Origin of the sequence: Lishizhenia tianjinensis (genome assembly GCF_900116425.1) — a bacterium.
Classification (GTDB): Bacteria; Bacteroidota; Bacteroidia; order Flavobacteriales_D; family Crocinitomicaceae; genus Lishizhenia; species Lishizhenia tianjinensis.
Genome location: NZ_FPAS01000001.1, coordinates 1,144,242 through 1,163,270, shown reverse-complemented (window position 1 = coordinate 1,163,270; position 19,029 = coordinate 1,144,242). Strand labels below are relative to the sequence as shown.

Sequence of the window (19,029 nt, the reverse complement as noted above, 5' to 3'; positions counted from 1 at the left end):
TTTTTATCTTAAAAAGATATACTATCTTTGCGCCACAAGAAAAAAAATGGTGGAGGAATTGTGATGTTTAGGAAATTATCACTTTCTTTGCACCCGCTTTTAGAATTAGAAAAACAACGATAGTTATGTCACGAGTTTGTCAGTTAACGGGAAAAAAAGTAATGGTGGGTAATAATGTATCTCACTCTAAGCGTAGAACAAAACGTAAATTTTACCCGAATTTAATAACGAAGAAATTTTATCTTCAAGATGAGGATAAATACATTACACTTCGTATTAGTACTTCTGCATTAAGAAATATTAATAAGAAAGGAATTTCTGCTTGTATCAAAGAAGCAAGAGAAAAAGGATTTTTAAAGTAGAACCATTCCCGTTGAGAAACGGCTATAAAGATTATAAAGATGGCAAAAAAAGGAAATAGAGTTCAAGTGATTCTTGAGTGTACAGAGCATAAAGATTCTGGAATGCCAGGAACTTCACGTTACATCTCAACTAAGAATAGAAAGAATACTCCTGAGAGATTAGAGATTAAGAAATTTAACCCTATCTTGAAGAAGTACACAATTCATAAAGAAATTAAATAATTGAACCATGGCAAAGAAAACAGTAGCATCTCTTCAAACTGGTGGTGGTAAAGAGCACACTAAAGTGATTAAAATGGTGAAGACTGAAAAAGGTTCTTACACATTTAAAGAGGAAGTTGTACACAACGATAGAATTAAAGATTGGTTCGATAAGAACTAATGTTTAGACAAGCTCGAAAATAGTATAAGCTTTTCATCATTGTGATGGAAAGCTTTTTGTAATTTTATACCTATGGCACTATTCGGATTATTCTCGAAAGAGAAAAAGAAAAAGTTAGACGAAGGTCTTGAAAAAAGTAAAACTTCCTTTCTATCTAAACTTACTCGTACTGTAGTTGGTAAATCAAAAGTTGATGCGGAGGTATTGGATGATTTAGAAGAAGTTCTAATTTCATCTGATGTGGGAGTGAATACTACGCTTAAAATTATTGAGCGTATAGAGGAGCGTGTCGCAAAGGATAAATACGTTAGTACAGATGAGCTGAATGGAATCTTAAAAGCAGAGATTGCATCTTTGTTGAAAGAAAATACAACAGGTGTAACCGATAATTTTGAGTTTCCAAAACATCCCGACAATGCGCCACACGTAATTATGGTGGTTGGTGTGAACGGTGTAGGGAAAACAACTACGATAGGTAAGTTAGCCAATCAATTTAAAAATCAAGGTAAGAAAGTAGTCTTAGGTGCAGCCGATACCTTTAGAGCGGCAGCCGTAGATCAATTGATTATCTGGTCAGAAAGAGTAGGTGTTCCTATCGTGCAACAAGGAATGAATGCAGATCCAGCATCTGTAGCTTATGATACCCTTCAATCTGCTAAAGCACAAGGAGCTGACGTAGCAATTATTGATACAGCAGGTCGTTTGCATAACAAAGTAAACTTGATGAATGAGTTATCTAAAATCAAACGCGTAATGGACAAGGTGATTCCTGGAGCTCCGCACGAAATATTGTTGGTTTTAGATGGTTCAACAGGTCAAAATGCCTACGAACAAGCTAAGCAATTTGCTTTAGCAACGGATATCAACGCCTTAGCAGTGACTAAATTAGATGGTACAGCAAAAGGTGGAGTGGTAATAGGAATTTCAGATCAAATGCAAATTCCTGTAAAATACATAGGTGTAGGTGAAGGTATTGACGATTTACAAGTCTTCAACAAACAAGCCTTTGTAGATTCTTTCTTTGGAGAGTAAAATGAAAGTAGCCGTAATTGGTGGTGGAGCCGCTGGTTTTTTCTCAGCACTAAGTGCCAAAAAGCATCATCCAGATGCGGAGGTTGTACTCTTCGAGAAATCAAAAAAGTTTTTAGCGAAAGTAAAAATATCTGGTGGGGGACGTTGTAACGTAACCCACCATTGTTTTGATAATAAAAAATTGGCCGAGCATTATCCGCGCGGTAAAAATCAACTTAAAAAAGCCTTCTCGCAATTCGCCGTGCAAGATACCTTGGATTGGTTTGGTGCCAGAGGGGTTGAAACCTATACTTTGCCCGACAATTGTATCTTCCCTAAATCAGATTCTTCACAGACTATCATAGATACTTTTATGAACGAAGCCTTGCAATTGGGTGTAGTTCTTAAACCATCCTGTGGTGTACGTCAATTAGAACCTTTAGAAGACGGAACGTTTAAGCTCACTTTGGACGAAGGGGAAAAGATTTTTAATAAAGTAATTGTAACAACAGGTGGATCTCCTAAAATGAGTGGACTCACATGGTTGCAAGATCTTGGCTTGGAAATAGAAACACCTGTGCCTTCTTTGTTTACCTTTAATATGCCCAATAATCCCATACGTGAATTAATGGGGTGTGTTGTAGAGGAAACCATCGTTAAGGTGGAAGGAACAAAACTCGTGGGTGATGGTCCACTTTTAGTTACCCATTGGGGAATGAGTGGTCCGGCTGTACTAAAACTCTCTGCCTGGGGAGCGAGGATTTTGGCCGACAAAGATTATAAATTTGCCATTTTGGTGAATTGGTTGAATAACCCCAGTGAAGAACAAGTTAGAGCTCAAATCAAAAAAGCCATTCAAGAGGCAGGGAATAAAAGACTTAATAAATTCAATCCTTTCCCTATAACCAATAGAATTTGGAATTTCTTGTGCGAAAAAATCGGTTTTTCAGAAGAAACCAAATGGGTAGATTTATCTAAAAAATCCATCAATAGACTCTTTACCGTATTGACCCAAGATAGGTATGAGGTAAGTGGTAAAACTACCTTTAAGGAGGAGTTTGTTACTTGTGGAGGTGTTGCCTTGACAGAGGTGAACTTTAAAACCATGGCGTCCAAGAGGTTTCCCAACCTCTACTTTGCGGGCGAGGTGTTAGATATTGACGGAATAACAGGTGGGTTCAACTTCCAAGCGGCTTGGACTACTGGGTTTATTGCGGGTAAATTGAATTAGTAAATTGTTTCCTTCTTTGCGTAACATTTGTTACATTAGGCCAAAGGTGAGAATTCTATTTTCGCCCTTCAATATTTTTACATGGAAGATTTATTAGAGTTAAACTACGGGTATTTATTCGAAGAAGAATTAATCAATGAGATTAAAGCGCTGGGCGCAATTAAACACGTTGAAGCTGGAGATCGTTTAATCGATTTTGGCGATCACATTAAGTTTATGCCTTTGCTGCTAAAAGGAGCGATTAAAATATCTCGTCAGGATGATAACGGAGACGAAATTCTTCTGTACTTCATAGAGAAAGGAGATACTTGTGCCATGACCATGACTTGTTGTTTGGGACAAAAGAAAAGTGAAATCAGAGCTACTGCAGAAACTGAAGTGGAACTCATTATGATTCCTGTAGAAAAAATGAACGAGTGGGTAGTAACCTATAAAACATGGAGAAACTTTGTGTTTGAGAGTTACAATTCTCGTTTAACAGAAATGTTAGAAGCTATAGATAGTTTGGCTTTCTTAAATATGCCCGAGCGTGTGGAGAAATATTTACGAGATAAGGTAATGATAGTAAAAGACACAGAGCTCAATGTTACGCATCAAGAAATTGCTTACGATTTAAATAGTTCACGTGTAGTCATCTCTCGCATCCTTAAAAAACTTGAAAAGGAAGGTAAAATTGAGCTTTTGAGAAATAAAATTAAAGTGTTGGATTTTTAATAGCTACCCATCACTTTTTTAAATTCAAAGAATCTCTTATAGCTTTTACTTCTTGGGAAATTTGTTCTAAGGTATAGCCAGCTTCTGAAATTACATTTAAATTTTCATCGGCATAAAAAGTGAAAGGAAGGTGATGGTAGCTGAAATCATCTGTGTTGGAAAAGTTCTTTTTAACAAAGCGTTTTAATCTAGGATAATCAGTAAATGTGCCCACAGATATACCTGTTTTGTTATTTAATACATACAGCGGATATTCTATGTTATAAGCTTCGAATAATGCTTGGTATTCTTTACTTTTTCTACTGTCAATTCCAATAAGAATGACGTTGATGTCTAAATCGCTATTTTGCATAGCCTTTCCATAAATATTTCTGAGGTATTTTTTGCTGTATACACACCAGTCCGAAAAAATGTAAACGAGGTTGATTTCGTCTTTACAGAGTTCTTTTGTAAGCTCAGATTCTATTATTTTGGGTTTGTCTTTCGATAAATGAAAAGATGTCAAAAGTACAGACGAAGTCAATATAATAAGGAAGTAAAATAGTGCTTTCATGGTGGTGGTTTTAGAGCTTAAATATAATCCAAGGTTTCTGTTTATCTGAAAAAAAATAAAATAAATTCAAAGTTATTGAGTTTTAGGTGTAACAAATTGCACATGAAACTGTCTTAACGAGTATGAAACTATACAGCATCCTTTTTTTAGCCGCTTTAGCCCTATTTTCTTGTAAGAAGGAAATAGAAGAAAGCAATTCAACAAGCTTCGAACAACCGAGTACCAAGGATTACCTCATTACTACAGCAGGTTCTTATTGGGTATACGACAATTATAAAGTAGACGGGAACGGCGTTGAAACTTCTCTAAATACTTTAGATACCATCAAATGTTTGGGAACGGAAGTGATAGAAGGAAAGGAGTACGCTGTGTTTTACCGAAGTTTTAATCCTTATTTCAACCTGTATCTTAGAGATTCGAATGGATATGTTATTGACCAACATGGAAAGGTGAATTTCTCTATGAATAAAGTAGGAGAGGTGTTTAGTAGTCGAGAAATTTCTGGTTTAATAAATGAAGAAGTAAAGGTTGCAAGTGTAGACCAAGATTTAAGTACACAAGCAGGTGCTTTTGAAACGGTTCATATAGAGGCTAAATACAGTTATTTAGACGGTACTACTTTTAACGCTTGTGGCGGTCAATCCGTAGCTTTAAATACCTATTATACCAAAGGAGTAGGCAAAGTTTGGATGGAATATGGATATATCGTGGAGCTTGAGAATACCTGTAGTTATCGCGTAAGAAAATTGAAGGAGTATTCCATAGCGAAGTAAGAAATAAATACATTGAAAAAAGGCTGTTCATTAAATTGAGCAGCTTTTTTTGTTATTCTAAATCAAAGGAATTTTTGAACCTTTTTACATCCTGCATTAAAGTATTGTACGTTCTAGCTCCTTGTCCGATAATAGTTAAGTTTTCATCTGCGTAAAAAGTGATGGGCACCCCGTTGAAATTCAGTTCACCGTAATTCGTGAAGTTACTTTTTATAAAATTTTCAATTCTAGGGTGATCTGTAATCGCTTTTAGAGAAAGTAAATCAGTGTTTTCAAGGAGGTAAATAGGAAGGTCTATCTCGGAAGCTTCCTTAAGCTCAAGGTATTCATCCTTTTTAGCGTGATTTGCTCCAATAAGAATGATGTTGACATCTAGGTCCTTGTTTTTAAGAGCTTTACTTCCGTAAAAGTCATGCAATGTTTCTCTACAGGCACCACACCAATCGGTAAAAATGTATACAAGGTTGAGTTTTTTATCAATTATAGAATGAATGTTTTCCTCCGAGATAATTCGATCATCGGCCTTAACGCCTCTAGGGTGAAAGATAAAGAACATTATAAGTGCAACAACGATAGTTTCTAGAAGTAATTTAACCCAAGATGATTTCATTTTTAGATGTGATTTTGTGATGGCTGGCAAAGATAGTGCTTCAATTGAGACAATTTGATTTTTCTGTTGTTTTTAGGAAGTGGAGGGAAGTTTTGCGGCTTTTTATCCGTTCAATCTTTCTTCAAAACAGGGAGTTAACTCGAGTTGTTTTGCTTGGTGTTGGTGCTGTGTAACAATAGTAACTGTGGTTGGCAGAGAACGACTCTACCTTTGTACCCAAATAAAATTGTACAAATGGAATTAATGGAGATTTTAGGTTTTGCAGGAGCCTTATTGATAGGATTAGTATTAGGATTAATAGGTGGAGGTGGATCCATCTTAACCGTGCCGATTTTAGTGTACGTATTGGAAGAAGACCCAGTAAGAGCTACGGCGTATTCGTTGTTTATAGTAGGTCTATCTGCTTTAGTAGGAGCGATAAGAAATGCACAAAAAGGCATGGTTGATTTTAAAACAGGTGTTGTTTTCGCAATTCCAGCATTGCTTGCGGTGTTCTTAACCCGAAAATTTTTAATACCAGCTATACCCGAGCATTTGTTTACGGTAGGAGGCTTTGAGTTTACCAAAAACATCGCCATTATGGTCTTCTTTGCTATTATCATGTTAGCAGCGGCAATCGCAATGATTAGAGGTAGGAAAGACAGTGGAGAAGAAACAGAAGTGAAATACAATTACCCCATGATTTTATTGGAAGGATCTGTAGTTGGAGTAGTAACCGGAATTGTTGGAGCCGGAGGTGGTTTCTTAATTATCCCAGCTTTAGTATTGTTGGCAAAATTACCGATGAAAAAAGCAGTGGCAACATCACTGATGATCATTGCGGTAAAATCTTTAATAGGATTTTTGGGTGACCTTGGAAACGTAGACATCGATTGGACCTTCTTAGGATCTTTCTCAGCCTTGGCAGTAGTCGGAATTTTCTTAGGAATTTATTTGAATAAGTTCATAGATGGTTCTAAATTGAAGAAGGCTTTCGGATGGTTCGTTTTATTGATGGGAATCTATATTATCTTGAAAGAAACAGTGTTTGCTGTGTAACAAAAGTGGCTGTGGCAGAGAGGCCTATCATCTATCTTTGTTGTAAGAAAATAAAAATCAAAAAATAACTTTTAAAAAATAAAAAAATGGAAATTAAGCAGATTTATACAGGATGTTTAGCACAAGGTGCATACTACATTGAAAGCAAAGGAGAAGTAGCAATTATTGACCCTTTAAGAGAGGTGCAAGACTACATCGACGAAGCAGCTAAAAATGAGGCTAAAATCAAGTATATCTTTGAAACGCATTTTCACGCAGATTTCGTAAGTGGTCACGTTACTTTATCAGAAAAAACAGGAGCACCGATTATCTACGGACCAAATGCGAATCCAAAATTCGATTGTATCATCGCTGAAGACGAGCAAATCTTTGAATTAGGTGATGTGAAAATTAAAGTGTTGCACACACCAGGTCACACCATGGAATCAGTAAGTTACTTGTTGATAGACGAAAATGGAAAAGACCACGCTTTGTTTAGTGGAGATACTTTATTCTTAGGAGATGTGGGTAGACCAGATTTGGCACAGAAAGCAGCTTCTATGACCCAAGAAGAATTAGCAGGTACTTTATTCGATAGCTTAAGAACGAAAATCATGACATTGGCAGACGATGTAATCGTATACCCTGGTCACGGAGCAGGTTCGGCTTGTGGTAAAAACATGAGTAAAGAAACGGTTGGTTCTATCGGAGATCAAAAAGCAACAAACTACGCGTTAAGAGCGGATATGACCAAAGAGGAATTCATCAAAGAAGTTACGGATGGATTAGCTACACCTCCAGCGTACTTCCCTTTAAACGTTCAAATGAACAAAGAGGGTTACCAAGATGTAGAAGAGGTTATTAACAGAGGTAAAACTGCAATTAAAGTAGAGGATTTAGAAAATATAGTTGAGAATACAGGAGCTTTAGTATTGGATGTTAGACACCAAAACGACTTCGGAAAAGCACACATCCCAAAATCTATCTTTATTGGAATTGACGGTGGATTTGCACCGTGGGTTGGAGCTTTGATCAAAGATGTGAAACAGCCAATGGTTTTAGTGGTTGATCCAGCAAGATTGGAAGAAACAATTACAAGACTTTCTCGTGTAGGATTTGATAACATTTTAGGATACGTTGACGGTGGAGTAGAAGCATGGGCTGCTGCAGGATTTGCAACAGACAGCGTGGAAGGAATTACCGCACAAACTTTTGATGAAATTTTGAAAGCAGGAGATGTAATGGTGAAAGACGTGAGAAAGAACTCTGAGTACTTATCTGAACACGTACTAGATGCAGCCAACACGCCTTTAGATAATTTGAACGATTACTTAGGAGAGTTTGAAGGTGGAACCCACTACATTCACTGTGCAGGAGGATACCGTTCTATGATTGCAGCTTCTATCTTGAAATCAAGAGGTATTCACAATATCATAGATGTGCAAGGAGGATTTGCAGCTATCAAAGAAGCAGGTGTAGAAGTGTCAGAATTCGTTTGTCCTTCAACTCTATAAGAAATTAAGCTGGATGCCTTTGCCCTCGTAGTATTAGTGGTTAAAATATATCGAGGTAAAATTCAAAATAGGGGGTGGAGCGACAGCTTTTTAAATATGTTGCTTAGTATAAACACGGTAGAAAGAGGGCGACGGAAAGAAGCCCTTTTACTGCCGATGTTGTACAAGCAAGAGATTAAAAACTACAGCGGAAGACCCGCCAGCTAACCAAGTTGCTTGGGAAGGTGGATTTTCCAAATAAAAGAAATAAGAAAATGAAAAATTTAAGTGTAAACGAATGGAGAGAGGCAGCTGCGCAAGATGAGCATGCAGTAATTTTAGATGTTAGATCTCCGGGAGAATGTATGGAGGGTATCGTAGAAGGTGCAATTCAAATGAACTTGATGGATACAGCCGCTTTTATTCAGGGGATTGATAGCCTTGATAAAAGTAAAAATTACTACGTCTACTGTAGGTCGGGTAACCGTTCTGGACAAGCGTGTATGTTGATGGAAACCAAAGGTTTGAATGCAATTAATATGGCCGGTGGAATGATGGCGTGGCCTTACGAAACTGTAATGCCTTAAGGATGAATCAATATCTCAAACAACTCAAAGAGAATTGGAAGCTTTGGCTGATAGCTTCGCTGACCTTGGGCTTGGCCCCATTTTCTCCAGAACCACATATTTGGGGAAAAATAAAATGGATAGCAGGTGGAGCCGTTGGTATGGGCCCACAAGATTGGTTTGATGTGCTAATGCACGGAGCACCATGGGTTTTACTACTGCTTTCGGGGATTTTATGGTTGAAAAAAGATTGATTATATAGTGTGTTTAGTGGAAGGATGTCTTAGGGCATCCTTTTTTTGTGCGTTGGTGTTTGGGTGACAATTATCATGGCTAATTCCAACTTTTATCATTGGGTGTGACTTTGGTTACTGATAGAAGATTTAGGTGTAGGTATTTTTGTACCACTAAAAAAATAAATGTTGTTATGAGTTGGATTTATGAGCCTTGGCCATGGTACGTGGCAGGACCCATGATTACTGGGGTTATGTTGTTATTGATTTACGCAGGGAAGTCGTTCGGAGTTTCTGCAAACTTAAGATCTATGTGTTCTATAGCAGGAGCAGGACGCTGGGTAGATTTTTTCAATTTTGATTGGAAAAAACAAAGTTGGAACTTGTTGTTCATCGTTGGTGGAGCAATAGGAGGATTTATTGCCGTTAATTACTTAACACCACATGAAAGTGTTGCTATCAGCGAGTCAACACAAGCTGCCCTACAAGAGTTGGGAGTTGAGAACCCTGGGTCTACTTTTTTACCAGACAAAATTTTCGGAGCTGAAGCTTTGAGTTCCTTTGAGGGATGGATCTTCTTAATCGTTGGAGGTTTGTTAATCGGTTTTGGAACGCGTTACGCTGGAGGTTGTACATCTGGTCACGCCATTTCAGGATTGAGTAACCTACAGTTACCTTCTTTAATCGCGGTTGTAGGATTCTTCATTGGAGGATTGATTATGACCCACTTGATCTTACCATTTATTCTGTAAGAAAATGAGAGGATTAGTTTTTACAATAGTTTGTTTAGTAGGATTGGGGGCTTGGGCAACTGAGCATGACACCGTGACTGTTGAGCATAATATGTTAGAGGCTTTCCACCACGGTCATTTGAAAGGTCAGATTAGAGACTACACCATGATGACTGTAAATGCAGGGTCTGGTGCTGATTTTTACACACAAGCAATCGGAGCTTCTCTACACTACGAAACCGCGGAGTTTTATGGTTTTTCTATGGGACTCAAAGGGATGTTTATTCACCGTGTATTTTCGAATGATATTTCAACAGCTAGGTTTGAAAGACAGTTGTATGATTTAGAAAATCCTTCGAATTACAATGAGTTGGATAGGTTGGAAGAGTTATACTTTAACTATCACTACAAGTTTATGAACTTGAGGTTCGGTAAAATGGAGGTGAAATCTCCTATTGTGAACAAACACGATGGTAGAATGAAGCCCAAGATGTTCTCTGGGATATCAAGCAGTTTTACGGTGAAAAAGAAGCATGAGCTTTCGTTCTATCATATTTCTAAAGCAACGCCAAGGTCTACGGTAGAATGGTTTAATTTACATGAAGCCATAGGTATTTATAACAATGGTTATGATGAGCACGGACACAAGTTGCATTATCACGGTCATTTAGATACAAAATTTTTAACCATGGCAGGGTACAAGGGCAAACTGGCAAAGGGTACAAAAATCGAGTTTTGGGATTATTACTTCGATAACTTAATGAATACTGCGCAGTTGAATGTGAGTCAGGAAATTGCAGAACATTATACTGCAAAGTTCATGTACCTCAATCAGTTTAGTACACAAACCAGAGCCAATACTTACAATGAGGAGTACTTTAAAAGTGGAGAGTTGACACATGTTTTTTCTGCTCAGCTCGCTGGTGAATTTAATAGCTTTGAGTTAGACCTTATGGCGAGTTATATACCGGAGGGCGGACAATATATCTTCCCAAGAGAATTGGGAGTTGATCCTTTCTACACCAGTATTACACGTAATTGGTTAGAAGGTTTGGCAGATGCCTCGGCGGTTGGACTAACCTTAAAAAAGGAACTGTGTAATTGGGATATGAAAATGTCTTACGTGCACCTAGAAAGTTCCAATGATTTTGACAATAACAGATACATGGAATTGTCGAATGATCAGGTGAACATTGACATTACGCGTCATTTTCACCATGCCTTAGAAGGTTTAGATGTACGTTTTTTATACGTGATGAAGCATACAGGAGGAAGTATTCCTGATTATGCAAACGTGGTGAACAGAACCAATTATCACCACCTTAATTTAATAATGAATTTTAATTTTTAAGATGAAGAGAGTAGCTTATTTAGCAGTAGGAGTAATATTTGGAATAGTAATGAGTAAGGCGGAAATCGTTTCGTGGTACCGTATTTACGAGATGTTCCGTTTTGAATCTTTCCACATGTATGGAGTGATAGGTTCGGCAGTAATTTTAGGGATGATAGCCGTGCAATTGATCAAGAAAAAAGAAGGAAAGACCATCAAAGGAGAGCAAATTAATTTCTCAGATAAAAACAAAAGTATTCCAAGATATTTAATTGGAGGAACCTTGTTTGGATTAGGTTGGGCAATGACAGGTGCATGTCCAGGGCCAATGTTCGTTTTATTAGGGCAAGGTGTGGCTTCTATAGGAATAGTGATAATTAGTGCGGTGTTTGGAACCTTTTTATATGGAGCGTTCAGAAACAAATTACCGCACTAGATAAGTGAGGGTGAAAGGAGAGGGTTAAGCTGAAAAGTTTAACCCCTTTTTTTGTTTACAGACTACTGAATTTACTCATATAGAAGACATAGGAGATAAAATTAGTTCTATTTTTAGTCCTGTCTAAAAATACGCTTATATTTGTGTAAAATAAATTTCTTGAATGGAAGATTTATCACACAGTGAGGAGAATTATTTAAAGGCTATTTACAACACTACTCAAGGTGAAATAGAAACTGTTTCTACCAATGAGTTGGCCGACAAAATGAATACAAAAGCCAGTAGTATAACGGATATGGTAAAGAAATTATCCGATAAAAAATTGGTGAAATACAAAAAATACAAGGGGTGTTCTTTAACGCCAGAAGGCGAGAAGTCGGCCCTAAAAGTGATACGTAAGCACAGACTTTGGGAAGTGTTTTTAGTAGATAAATTAGGTTTTGGCTGGGATGAGGTTCACGTCATTGCCGAACAATTAGAACACATACGCTCAGTTAAATTAACGGAAAAGCTCGACGAGTTTTTAGAATTCCCAAAGTACGACCCACATGGCGATCCTATTCCAGACAGAGATGGGAATTTAGAATTGCGAACAAAAATGGTTCAGTTAAACGAGCTGGAAGTAGCAGATGTTGCCGTTGTGATAGGTGTTGCGGATGGAAATCCTTCTTTTTTACAGTATTTAGATCAAAACAAAATTCAATTGGGAACAGAGTTAAAGGTGCTCGACCTTTTTGATTTTGATGAGTCGGTACGCATAGGTATGGGAGAGAGAGAATTGAACTTGTCGAAAACGGCAGCTTCTAAAATTTGTGTTGAACGATTGGAGAAATAAGATGAAAAAGATAGTAGTATTAATACTGATTCTTGGTCTAGCTGTAGGCTGTAAATTAGAAGATCAAGCCAAGAATGACGGAAAGTTAAAGGTGGTGTGTACGACCTCCATGATAGGAGATTGTTTTTTAGCAGTCTTGGATAGTATGGCCGAGGTAACAGTGTTGATGGGGCCTGGTGTAGATCCTCACTTGTATGATGCCCGACCAAGCGATTTAAAAGCCTTGGATGAAGCGGATGTTATCATTTACAACGGTTTTCATTTAGAAGGTAAGTTTGTAGATAAGTTTGAAAAATTAGCCCGCACCAAAAAGGTAATTGCTTTGGGTGATTTTGTAAAGGAGAAGGCACACGCAGCTACAGAATTTGCAAATGCTATAGATCCTCACTTTTGGTTCGATCCGCAGATGTGGGCAGAGGCATTGCAGGCTACCGTTGATAGTTTGAATAAATTATATCCCGAATACCAAGCAACTTGGTCTACCAATTTTGCAAACTACAAAAAGGAAGTTGAAGCTGCAGAAACTTTTGTTGAAGAAGCAATGTTTGAGATTCCTGTAGAGGAAAGAGTTTTGGTTACTTCTCATGATGCCTTTAATTATTTCGGCAGAAGATTTGGCGTAGAGGTGAAGGCTTTACAAGGTATCTCAACGTTGAGCGAAGCAGGGATTAAGGAGGTTAGTAATTTGGTTGATTTCATTATAGCCCATCAAGTAAAATGCATTTTTGTGGAAAGTAGTGTTTCTCAAAAAGCCTTGAAATCTGTAAAAGAAAATTGTGCAGCTCAAGGTTACACCGTTGCTTTTGGTGAAGAGTTGTTTTCAGATGCTATGGGAGCCGCAGGATCTCCAGAAGGTACTTATCCAGGAATGCTAAAGGCAAATGCACAACGCATCAATAAAGGAATTTTGAGTCATGATTAGTTTAGAAGCACATAACCTTACGGTAGCATACGATAAAGTTCCTGTGTTATGGGATATAGATTTTGAGTTACCTACAGGAAAAATCATTGGTATAATTGGTCCCAACGGTTCGGGTAAAACTACTTTGCTCAAAACCATTATGGGACTGATCAAACCAGCCAGTGGTTATGTTAAAGTATTCGAACAAGATTTAGATGAAGTAAGACAGCGCGTTGCATATGTGCCGCAAAGAGAATCTGTAGATTGGGATTTCCCGGCAAGTGTACAAGATGTTGTAGAGATGGGACGCTACAGAAAAAACAGCTTGTTTAGGAGATTAACACAAACCGATAAAGAAATTGTAGCTAATGCCATAGAAAAGGTGAAGTTGACAGCTTTTAAGGATAGACAAATTTCTCAACTTTCTGGAGGACAACAACAACGTGTGTTTATAGCACGTGCCTTGGCGCAAGGAGCCGATATCTTCTTTATGGATGAACCTTTTGTTGGAGTAGATGCAACAACAGAAACGGCAATTTTAGATCTTTTAACTACCATGCGAGATGAGGGGAAAACCGTCGTTATTGTTCACCACGATTTACAAACGGTTTCAGGGTATTTTGATCATTTGGTGTTGTTAAATACACGTGTCATTGCTTGTGGTCCAACCGCAGAGGTATTGACCCAAGAGAACTTAAGCAATGCCTATGGGGGACAATTAACCTTGTTGTCTAAAATCCAATCCATCATCAAGGAAAAAGAATTCCCTATACGTGAAAAAGGATTTGAAAAGCGATGAATAATTTGTTAGAATTTTTCTCATTTACCAATCCAACAGTAAGAACCGTTGTGTTGGGTACTGTTTTAATAGCAGTTTGTTCATCTATTGTAGGAACCTATACCTATTTGAGAAAGCGTTCTTTGGTGGGAGATGTGGTAGCCCACGCTATTTTTCCAGGCATTTGTTTGGGCTTTGTTTTATCGGGTTCTAAAAATCCAATTTTCCTAATGTTGGGAGCCATCGCAGCAGGATGGATAGCTTTAGTGTTAATGGATGCCATAGTTGCTAAAACTAAACTTAAAACAGATACAGCTCAAGCCTTTATTTTAACCTTCTTCTTTGGCTTAGGAACCGTGTTTTTGGCCTATATCCAAAAGTCAGGCTCTGCGGCTCAAACGGGGTTACACGATTTTTTACTGGGAAAAGCAGCCAATATCACCCAATTTGATTTAGCGGTTTTTGGGGTCATTAGTCTTTTGCTCATTCTTTTAGTTCTTACCTATTACAAGGTTTTTAAGCTCATTTCTTTTAATGAAGATTACGCAGCCAGTTTAGGTTATAATGTCAAATTCTATCGCTTTTTACTGACAACAATGACGGTAGTTGCTGTGGCAGTAGGTATACAGGCAGTGGGTGTAGTGTTGATGTCGGCTCTATTAATAACCCCAGCTGCAACAGCTCGTTTATGGACCCATAAACTACAACATTTAATGCTGATCGCCGGAATCTTTGGAGCGCTTTCAGGTATTTTTGGAGCCTATGTTTCTTATGCGGCGGTGAATATGCCAACGGGACCTTGGTTTGTTGTTTTTCTTACTTTCTTTGCCTTACTTTCCATTTTCATCGCCCCAAAAAATGGGATTCTTTCTAAATTGAAACAAAAGCGTATCAACGCCAATAAAATCAATAGAGAAAATGTACTCAAGACCTTTTATAATTTAATGGAACACGGTGCTGAGCAAATTAATACGCAACTCATTTTAGAAAAGCGAAGTTTCGTTCCGCGTGTGTTGGAAGCCACTTTACACAAACTTAAACACCAAGGATTGGTGCAAAGAAAAGGAAATATTTATTCCTTAACCGAAGAGGGGATGGTAGAGGCCAAACGCGTTGTTCGTTTGCACCGTTTGTGGGAATTGTACCTCACCAAACGCATGAATTATAAAGAAGATCACATACACGGGTTGGCCGAAAGTATGGAGCATATCATTACCCCAGAAATTGAAAAGGATTTATTAAAAGAATTGGATTATCCAACGCAAGATCCTCACCAAAGTAAAATACCTTATTAAGATGGATTTGAATAATTTATTGGTCATGCTAACGGCCGTGTTAATTGGAACCTCTTGTTCATTGCTGGGAAGTTTTCTCATCCTAAGAAAATCTGTAATGATAGGGGATGCTATTTCTCACAGCGTATTACCAGGAATTGTATTGGCCTTCATCTTTACCGAAGAAAGAGCTGCTTTGCCCATTCTCATTGGTGCAGCTGTATTTGGTGTTTTAACCACCATGTTTATACAATTTTTACAGCGCAAATCAAACGTGCAAGAGGGAGCTGCTATAGGGATAAGCTTTACCTTCTTTTTTGCCTTGGGGGTAATTATGATAGCTTTGAGTACAGGTGGAAATGTAGATATAGACCAAGATTGTGTATTGTTTGGAGAAATTGCCAGTACTTACCTCGATAAAATTTTTGTGAATGGATATTTTGTTGGTACACGTTCCATTTTAACCATAGCCCCCGTTTTACTCATTGTGATTCTCTTCGTTGTTTTTGGAATGAAAGGTTTGCGTTTAACTTCTTTTAATGAAGACTACGCAAAAGCACTGGGTATAAATGTAAATGCATGGAACTACGCCTTACTGATGTTAGTATCCATCACCGCTGTATTGTCCTTCGAAGCGGTAGGCGCTGTTTTAGTAGTCGGTTTTTTAACCATTCCTCCTGCAAGTGCCTACCTAATTACCAATAACTTGAGTAAAATGCTATGGCTCTCTGTTGTATTTACTCTGCTTTCAGCAGTAGGAGGTACGCTCTTGGCCTTGACTTTAGATGTTACCATCTCAGGAATGATCGTAAGTGTTGCTGGAATTTTGTTCTTGTTGACTTGGTCGGGCAAAATTATCATGACCAAATCTAAGAAAATTGAAAAATTATCCGAAGTGTAAAATGTTGTATTTCAAGTGTTTGAAAATTATTTTTAAAATAATTTGAAAAAAGTTTCAAAAAAGCATTGTGGAAAGAAAAAGACTGTGTATTTTTGCCCCAGCAAAGCTTATATAGATAAGCATTGGGTTTTATAGTTTTAGCATGGTTTAGCAAAAAAAGGAATAGTTTCAGAACAGATTATTCCTTTTTTTGTTTTTAGGTACCTGGTAAATTTTCACGTTCATGTCCAACACATTTCACCAACAAGTTTTACACGAAGACAACCACACTATTGTTATCAATAAACAAAGCGGACAGCTCGTTCAAGGCGATAAAACCAAAGACAAATCCCTCATAGATTTAACCAAAGCGTATTTAAAGGAGAAGTACAACAAACCCGGAGAAGTGTTTTGTGGATTGGTACATCGTTTAGATAGACCCACTTCAGGAGCCCTTGTTTTGGCGCGTACCTCCAAAGCCCTTTCGCGTTTATCGCAACAATTCAAAGGGAGGGAAGTTCAGAAAATCTACTGGGCCATCGTTGAAAAAGCTCCACAACAAAAAGAAGGTACCCTTGTCAATTTCTTAAAAAAGAACGAAAAGCAAAACAAATCTTACGTTTACGATACGGAGGTGGAAGGTGCCAAACGTGCCGAGTTAGACTATAAATTACTCGCAAGTTCAGACAAGTACCACTTGGTAGAATTGGTGCTAAAAACAGGACGTCACCACCAAATTCGTGTGCAATTATCAAATATAGGTTGCATCATTAAAGGTGATTTGAAATATGGTGCAAAACGTTCGAACAAAGATGCGAGTATCAGTTTACACGCTAGACATTTGTCATTCAATCATCCCACAACCAAAGAGAGAATCAACATCACGGCTCCCGTTCCAAAAGATGCCCTTTGGCAGTTTTTCGAAAAAGAAGTAGGGAAGTAGTGTTTGAGACGTTTAAACTTTTAGACCGTTAGACTTTTAGATTTTATCCCTTAAATCGTTTTTAAATCTTTAAATATGAACGCAAGTTCAGTCTTAAATTTTTAAATATTAAATAGGTGTCTAGGCTGCCTTATCTAGCTATCCATTCATAGTTTTTGTCCAGCTTTACGGTCAATTTAAGGTCTTCCTTCACTTCCGCTGGTCGTAAAGTTATCCCTAAAATGCACCAGTAAAGCTAACCAAAAAGCTATCCATTTCTATCTAGGGCAGGGAAGTGAGTTCTTCCGCCTCAGGATAATTTGTATCCGCATAAAAAAAACGGATACCTTCAAAAGATACCCGTTTTATATTTTTGTTTAAATATTTCTAGTGTTGCGCTTCTTCTGCTTTTTTCTGCTGTTCTTCTATACGCTTCTTTTCTTCTTCCACGTCGAATAACTTCTCAGCATCAGCTTTACCTTGGTTTTGGTCTAAGAACATTTCTAATTGCGCAATCGACAATTGCTTGGCAACGATCTTTTTGTCCTTATCCAATACAAACACTTGCGGTGTGCTGTAGATGTCATAAGTGTCTTGATAGTTTAAAGATTCAACTGTTGTGTAACGCGGTATAAAAGCATATGGATTTGCCGTAACCGAATCGTATAAGTTTTGCGACATACCCACATTGATAAAGTTCATATCATGCTTTTCAATAAAAGCTTTCCATTTTTCAAAATCATCACCAGTTGCTTTACCTACGGCAAAAACTTCAACATTTCTCGCTTGCATTTTTTCGTTGTATAACTTAGCAAGTTTTGGAGTTTCTTTCTTACAGTGCCCACATTCTGGATCCCAGAAGTAAAGTATAGTGTATTCAGCATTCACATCATGAAGTGCTTTCCATGTTACGTCTGTAGTATCTCTTAAGATGATATTGGGAGCAACACTTCCTAAATCAGTAACTGCTTTTTTAGCAGCATTTTCACAAGCTTCCTCCATTTTATCTGCAGGGTACCAATACGCCAAGTGTTCTCCTTTTTCATTTTTCGGACACCAGTAGTTTAAGATCATGTGGTGGTATCCTTTGTCCATTCCCATTACTTTAGAACGTTGGAAATGAAGGGTAGTTCTAAATACCAATAACTTGTACATCGTTGAGCTCGGATCAACTTGGTTGATGTAAGGAGCCATGTATTTAACAATAGTATCAGGGTTTTGAACCATGTGTTTTTTAGAGAAGAAGTATTCAATTTTAGATTGAATCAAAGGTACTCTTGCCAATCTATCATCTGTAAAGTCTACATTGTCAAAAAAGTGATTTAACTCATAGTAGTAAGTAAAAGTAGGGTCAATCGGATTTCCTTCTTCGTCTTTTGGCGCTTCAGGAATTTCTATGTCCATGGCCATTTTAATGATTTTAGAAACCAATAAATCTTGGTGGTTTTCTACTATACTTTTTTGGTAATCAACAACCTCTTTTGTAATTGCCGCTTGTTGATCTGCTATTGCTTTTTTACCAGCTTCATTATCCTCTGCTAATCCTTTTAATTGCTCGTTGAGAATATTGGCTTGTTTTCTTTTCTCGCTAAAGAAATCTTGGTAGTCGTAGAATACTTTGTTTTCTTCCGACTTTTTAATGTTCATCGTTTCAGATAGATTACTTGTACCTGCCTCTATATGTACTTCTTCATTATTAAAAATGAAATCAAAATATCTGGCACCTTTGATAGAGAAGGTATACATCCCTGGTTCTTGTTTAGAACCATCAAAACTAAATGCACCATTTTTTATTTGAGCCGTATCTGCGTAATACATGCTAGAACCTTCGTAGCGCACTAAGAAGACTGTGGTATCCTCAATTCCATTGAGTTTAAACTTCATCATTTGTGCCTGTCCTGGAAGAATGTATCCCATTAATAGGGTAAGTATTAGCAATAATCTTTTCATGTTATAAAATTTGAATATTTTGAAGTTACAGTTAAGACGCGGCAAAA

At 37.6% G+C, this 19,029-nt stretch carries 23 protein-coding genes; 20 read left to right on the top strand and 3 right to left on the bottom strand.

Annotation, left to right across the window (positions count from 1 at the left end; translation table 11 throughout):
* Positions 1–125 precede the first annotated feature (125 nt).
* The 6 genes from rpmB (at position 126) to BM327_RS05365 (ending at position 3,700) form a co-directional block, all read left to right on the top strand.
* A complete protein-coding gene (rpmB, locus tag BM327_RS05390) occupies positions 126–362 on the top strand; it encodes a 50S ribosomal protein L28 (RefSeq protein WP_090247276.1) in 237 nt (78 codons plus the stop codon).
* Positions 363–401: 39 nt separating this feature from the next.
* Positions 402–584 carry a 50S ribosomal protein L33 gene (rpmG, locus tag BM327_RS05385; protein ID WP_090247273.1) on the top strand — a complete coding sequence of 61 codons (183 nt, stop codon included), beginning with the start codon at positions 402–404 and terminating at the stop codon, positions 582–584.
* A 7-nt stretch (positions 585–591) separates the two neighbouring features.
* On the top strand, positions 592–744 hold the full coding sequence (locus BM327_RS05380; RefSeq protein WP_090247270.1) for a DUF4295 domain-containing protein: 153 nt from the start codon (positions 592–594) through the stop codon (positions 742–744).
* Between the two features lie 72 nt (positions 745–816).
* Positions 817–1,776 carry a signal recognition particle-docking protein FtsY gene (gene ftsY / locus BM327_RS05375; RefSeq protein WP_090247267.1) on the top strand — a complete coding sequence of 320 codons (960 nt, stop codon included), beginning with the start codon at positions 817–819 and terminating at the stop codon, positions 1,774–1,776.
* 1 nt (position 1,777) lies between these two features.
* The gene (locus tag BM327_RS05370) at positions 1,778–2,986 is read left to right on the top strand and encodes a BaiN/RdsA family NAD(P)/FAD-dependent oxidoreductase (protein ID WP_090247264.1); all 1,209 of its coding nucleotides are present in this window, start codon (positions 1,778–1,780) and stop codon (positions 2,984–2,986) included.
* Positions 2,987–3,067: 81 nt separating this feature from the next.
* Positions 3,068–3,700, top strand: a complete 633-nt coding sequence (locus tag BM327_RS05365; RefSeq protein WP_090247260.1) for a Crp/Fnr family transcriptional regulator — start codon at positions 3,068–3,070, stop codon at positions 3,698–3,700.
* Between the two features lie 10 nt (positions 3,701–3,710).
* On the opposite strand, the gene BM327_RS05360 is transcribed toward BM327_RS05365, so the two are convergent.
* Positions 3,711–4,253: a hypothetical protein gene (locus BM327_RS05360; protein WP_090247257.1), complete on the bottom strand. Its 543-nt coding sequence runs from the start codon at positions 4,251–4,253 to the stop codon at positions 3,711–3,713.
* 122 nt (positions 4,254–4,375) lie between these two features.
* Between BM327_RS05360 and BM327_RS05355 the strand changes: the two genes are divergently transcribed.
* Complete coding sequence (locus tag BM327_RS05355) at positions 4,376–5,026, top strand: hypothetical protein (RefSeq protein ID WP_090247253.1); 651 nt, start codon at positions 4,376–4,378, stop codon at positions 5,024–5,026.
* Between the two features lie 52 nt (positions 5,027–5,078).
* On the opposite strand, the gene BM327_RS05350 is transcribed toward BM327_RS05355, so the two are convergent.
* Positions 5,079–5,636, bottom strand: coding sequence for a hypothetical protein (locus BM327_RS05350; protein WP_090247250.1), 558 nt, complete (start codon positions 5,634–5,636; stop codon positions 5,079–5,081).
* Between the two features lie 234 nt (positions 5,637–5,870).
* Between BM327_RS05350 and BM327_RS05345 the strand changes: the two genes are divergently transcribed.
* From BM327_RS05345 to BM327_RS05285, 13 genes are all read left to right on the top strand, one after another.
* Positions 5,871–6,674: a sulfite exporter TauE/SafE family protein gene (locus tag BM327_RS05345; RefSeq protein ID WP_090247247.1), complete on the top strand. Its 804-nt coding sequence runs from the start codon at positions 5,871–5,873 to the stop codon at positions 6,672–6,674.
* An 86-nt stretch (positions 6,675–6,760) separates the two neighbouring features.
* Complete coding sequence (locus BM327_RS05340) at positions 6,761–8,167, top strand: MBL fold metallo-hydrolase (protein WP_090247244.1); 1,407 nt, start codon at positions 6,761–6,763, stop codon at positions 8,165–8,167.
* 254 nt (positions 8,168–8,421) lie between these two features.
* Complete coding sequence (locus BM327_RS05335; protein ID WP_090247241.1) at positions 8,422–8,733, top strand: rhodanese-like domain-containing protein; 312 nt, start codon at positions 8,422–8,424, stop codon at positions 8,731–8,733.
* A 2-nt stretch (positions 8,734–8,735) separates the two neighbouring features.
* Positions 8,736–8,966 carry a hypothetical protein gene (locus BM327_RS05330; protein ID WP_090247239.1) on the top strand — a complete coding sequence of 77 codons (231 nt, stop codon included), beginning with the start codon at positions 8,736–8,738 and terminating at the stop codon, positions 8,964–8,966.
* A 173-nt stretch (positions 8,967–9,139) separates the two neighbouring features.
* On the top strand, positions 9,140–9,697 hold the full coding sequence (locus BM327_RS05325; protein ID WP_090247236.1) for a YeeE/YedE family protein: 558 nt from the start codon (positions 9,140–9,142) through the stop codon (positions 9,695–9,697).
* A gap of 4 nt (positions 9,698–9,701) precedes the next feature.
* Positions 9,702–11,027 (top strand): hypothetical protein, encoded by a 1,326-nt coding sequence (locus BM327_RS05320; protein WP_090247232.1) that lies wholly within the window; start codon positions 9,702–9,704, stop codon positions 11,025–11,027.
* 1 nt (position 11,028) lies between these two features.
* On the top strand, positions 11,029–11,442 hold the full coding sequence (locus tag BM327_RS05315) for a YeeE/YedE family protein (RefSeq protein ID WP_090247228.1): 414 nt from the start codon (positions 11,029–11,031) through the stop codon (positions 11,440–11,442).
* Between the two features lie 163 nt (positions 11,443–11,605).
* Entirely contained in the window at positions 11,606–12,277 is a 672-nt protein-coding gene (locus BM327_RS05310; RefSeq protein ID WP_090247224.1) for a metal-dependent transcriptional regulator, read from the top strand.
* 1 nt (position 12,278) lies between these two features.
* On the top strand, positions 12,279–13,199 hold the full coding sequence (locus tag BM327_RS05305; RefSeq protein WP_090247221.1) for a metal ABC transporter solute-binding protein, Zn/Mn family: 921 nt from the start codon (positions 12,279–12,281) through the stop codon (positions 13,197–13,199).
* Positions 13,192–13,977: a metal ABC transporter ATP-binding protein gene (locus tag BM327_RS05300; RefSeq protein WP_090247218.1), complete on the top strand. Its 786-nt coding sequence runs from the start codon at positions 13,192–13,194 to the stop codon at positions 13,975–13,977. The genes BM327_RS05305 and BM327_RS05300 overlap by 8 nt, the downstream gene beginning before the upstream one ends.
* Positions 13,974–15,251: a metal ABC transporter permease gene (locus BM327_RS05295; RefSeq protein WP_090247216.1), complete on the top strand. Its 1,278-nt coding sequence runs from the start codon at positions 13,974–13,976 to the stop codon at positions 15,249–15,251. Before BM327_RS05300 ends, BM327_RS05295 begins: the two co-directional genes overlap by 4 nt.
* 1 nt (position 15,252) lies before the next feature.
* Entirely contained in the window at positions 15,253–16,131 is an 879-nt protein-coding gene (locus tag BM327_RS05290) for a metal ABC transporter permease (protein WP_090247213.1), read from the top strand.
* Between the two features lie 223 nt (positions 16,132–16,354).
* On the top strand, positions 16,355–17,053 hold the full coding sequence (locus tag BM327_RS05285; RefSeq protein WP_090247210.1) for an RluA family pseudouridine synthase: 699 nt from the start codon (positions 16,355–16,357) through the stop codon (positions 17,051–17,053).
* Positions 17,054–17,419: 366 nt separating this feature from the next.
* Here the strand turns inward: BM327_RS05285 and BM327_RS05280 are convergent, their stop codons facing one another.
* Entirely contained in the window at positions 17,420–18,982 is a 1,563-nt protein-coding gene (locus BM327_RS05280; protein ID WP_090247207.1) for a redoxin domain-containing protein, read from the bottom strand.
* Between the last annotated feature and the right edge of the window lie 47 nt (positions 18,983–19,029).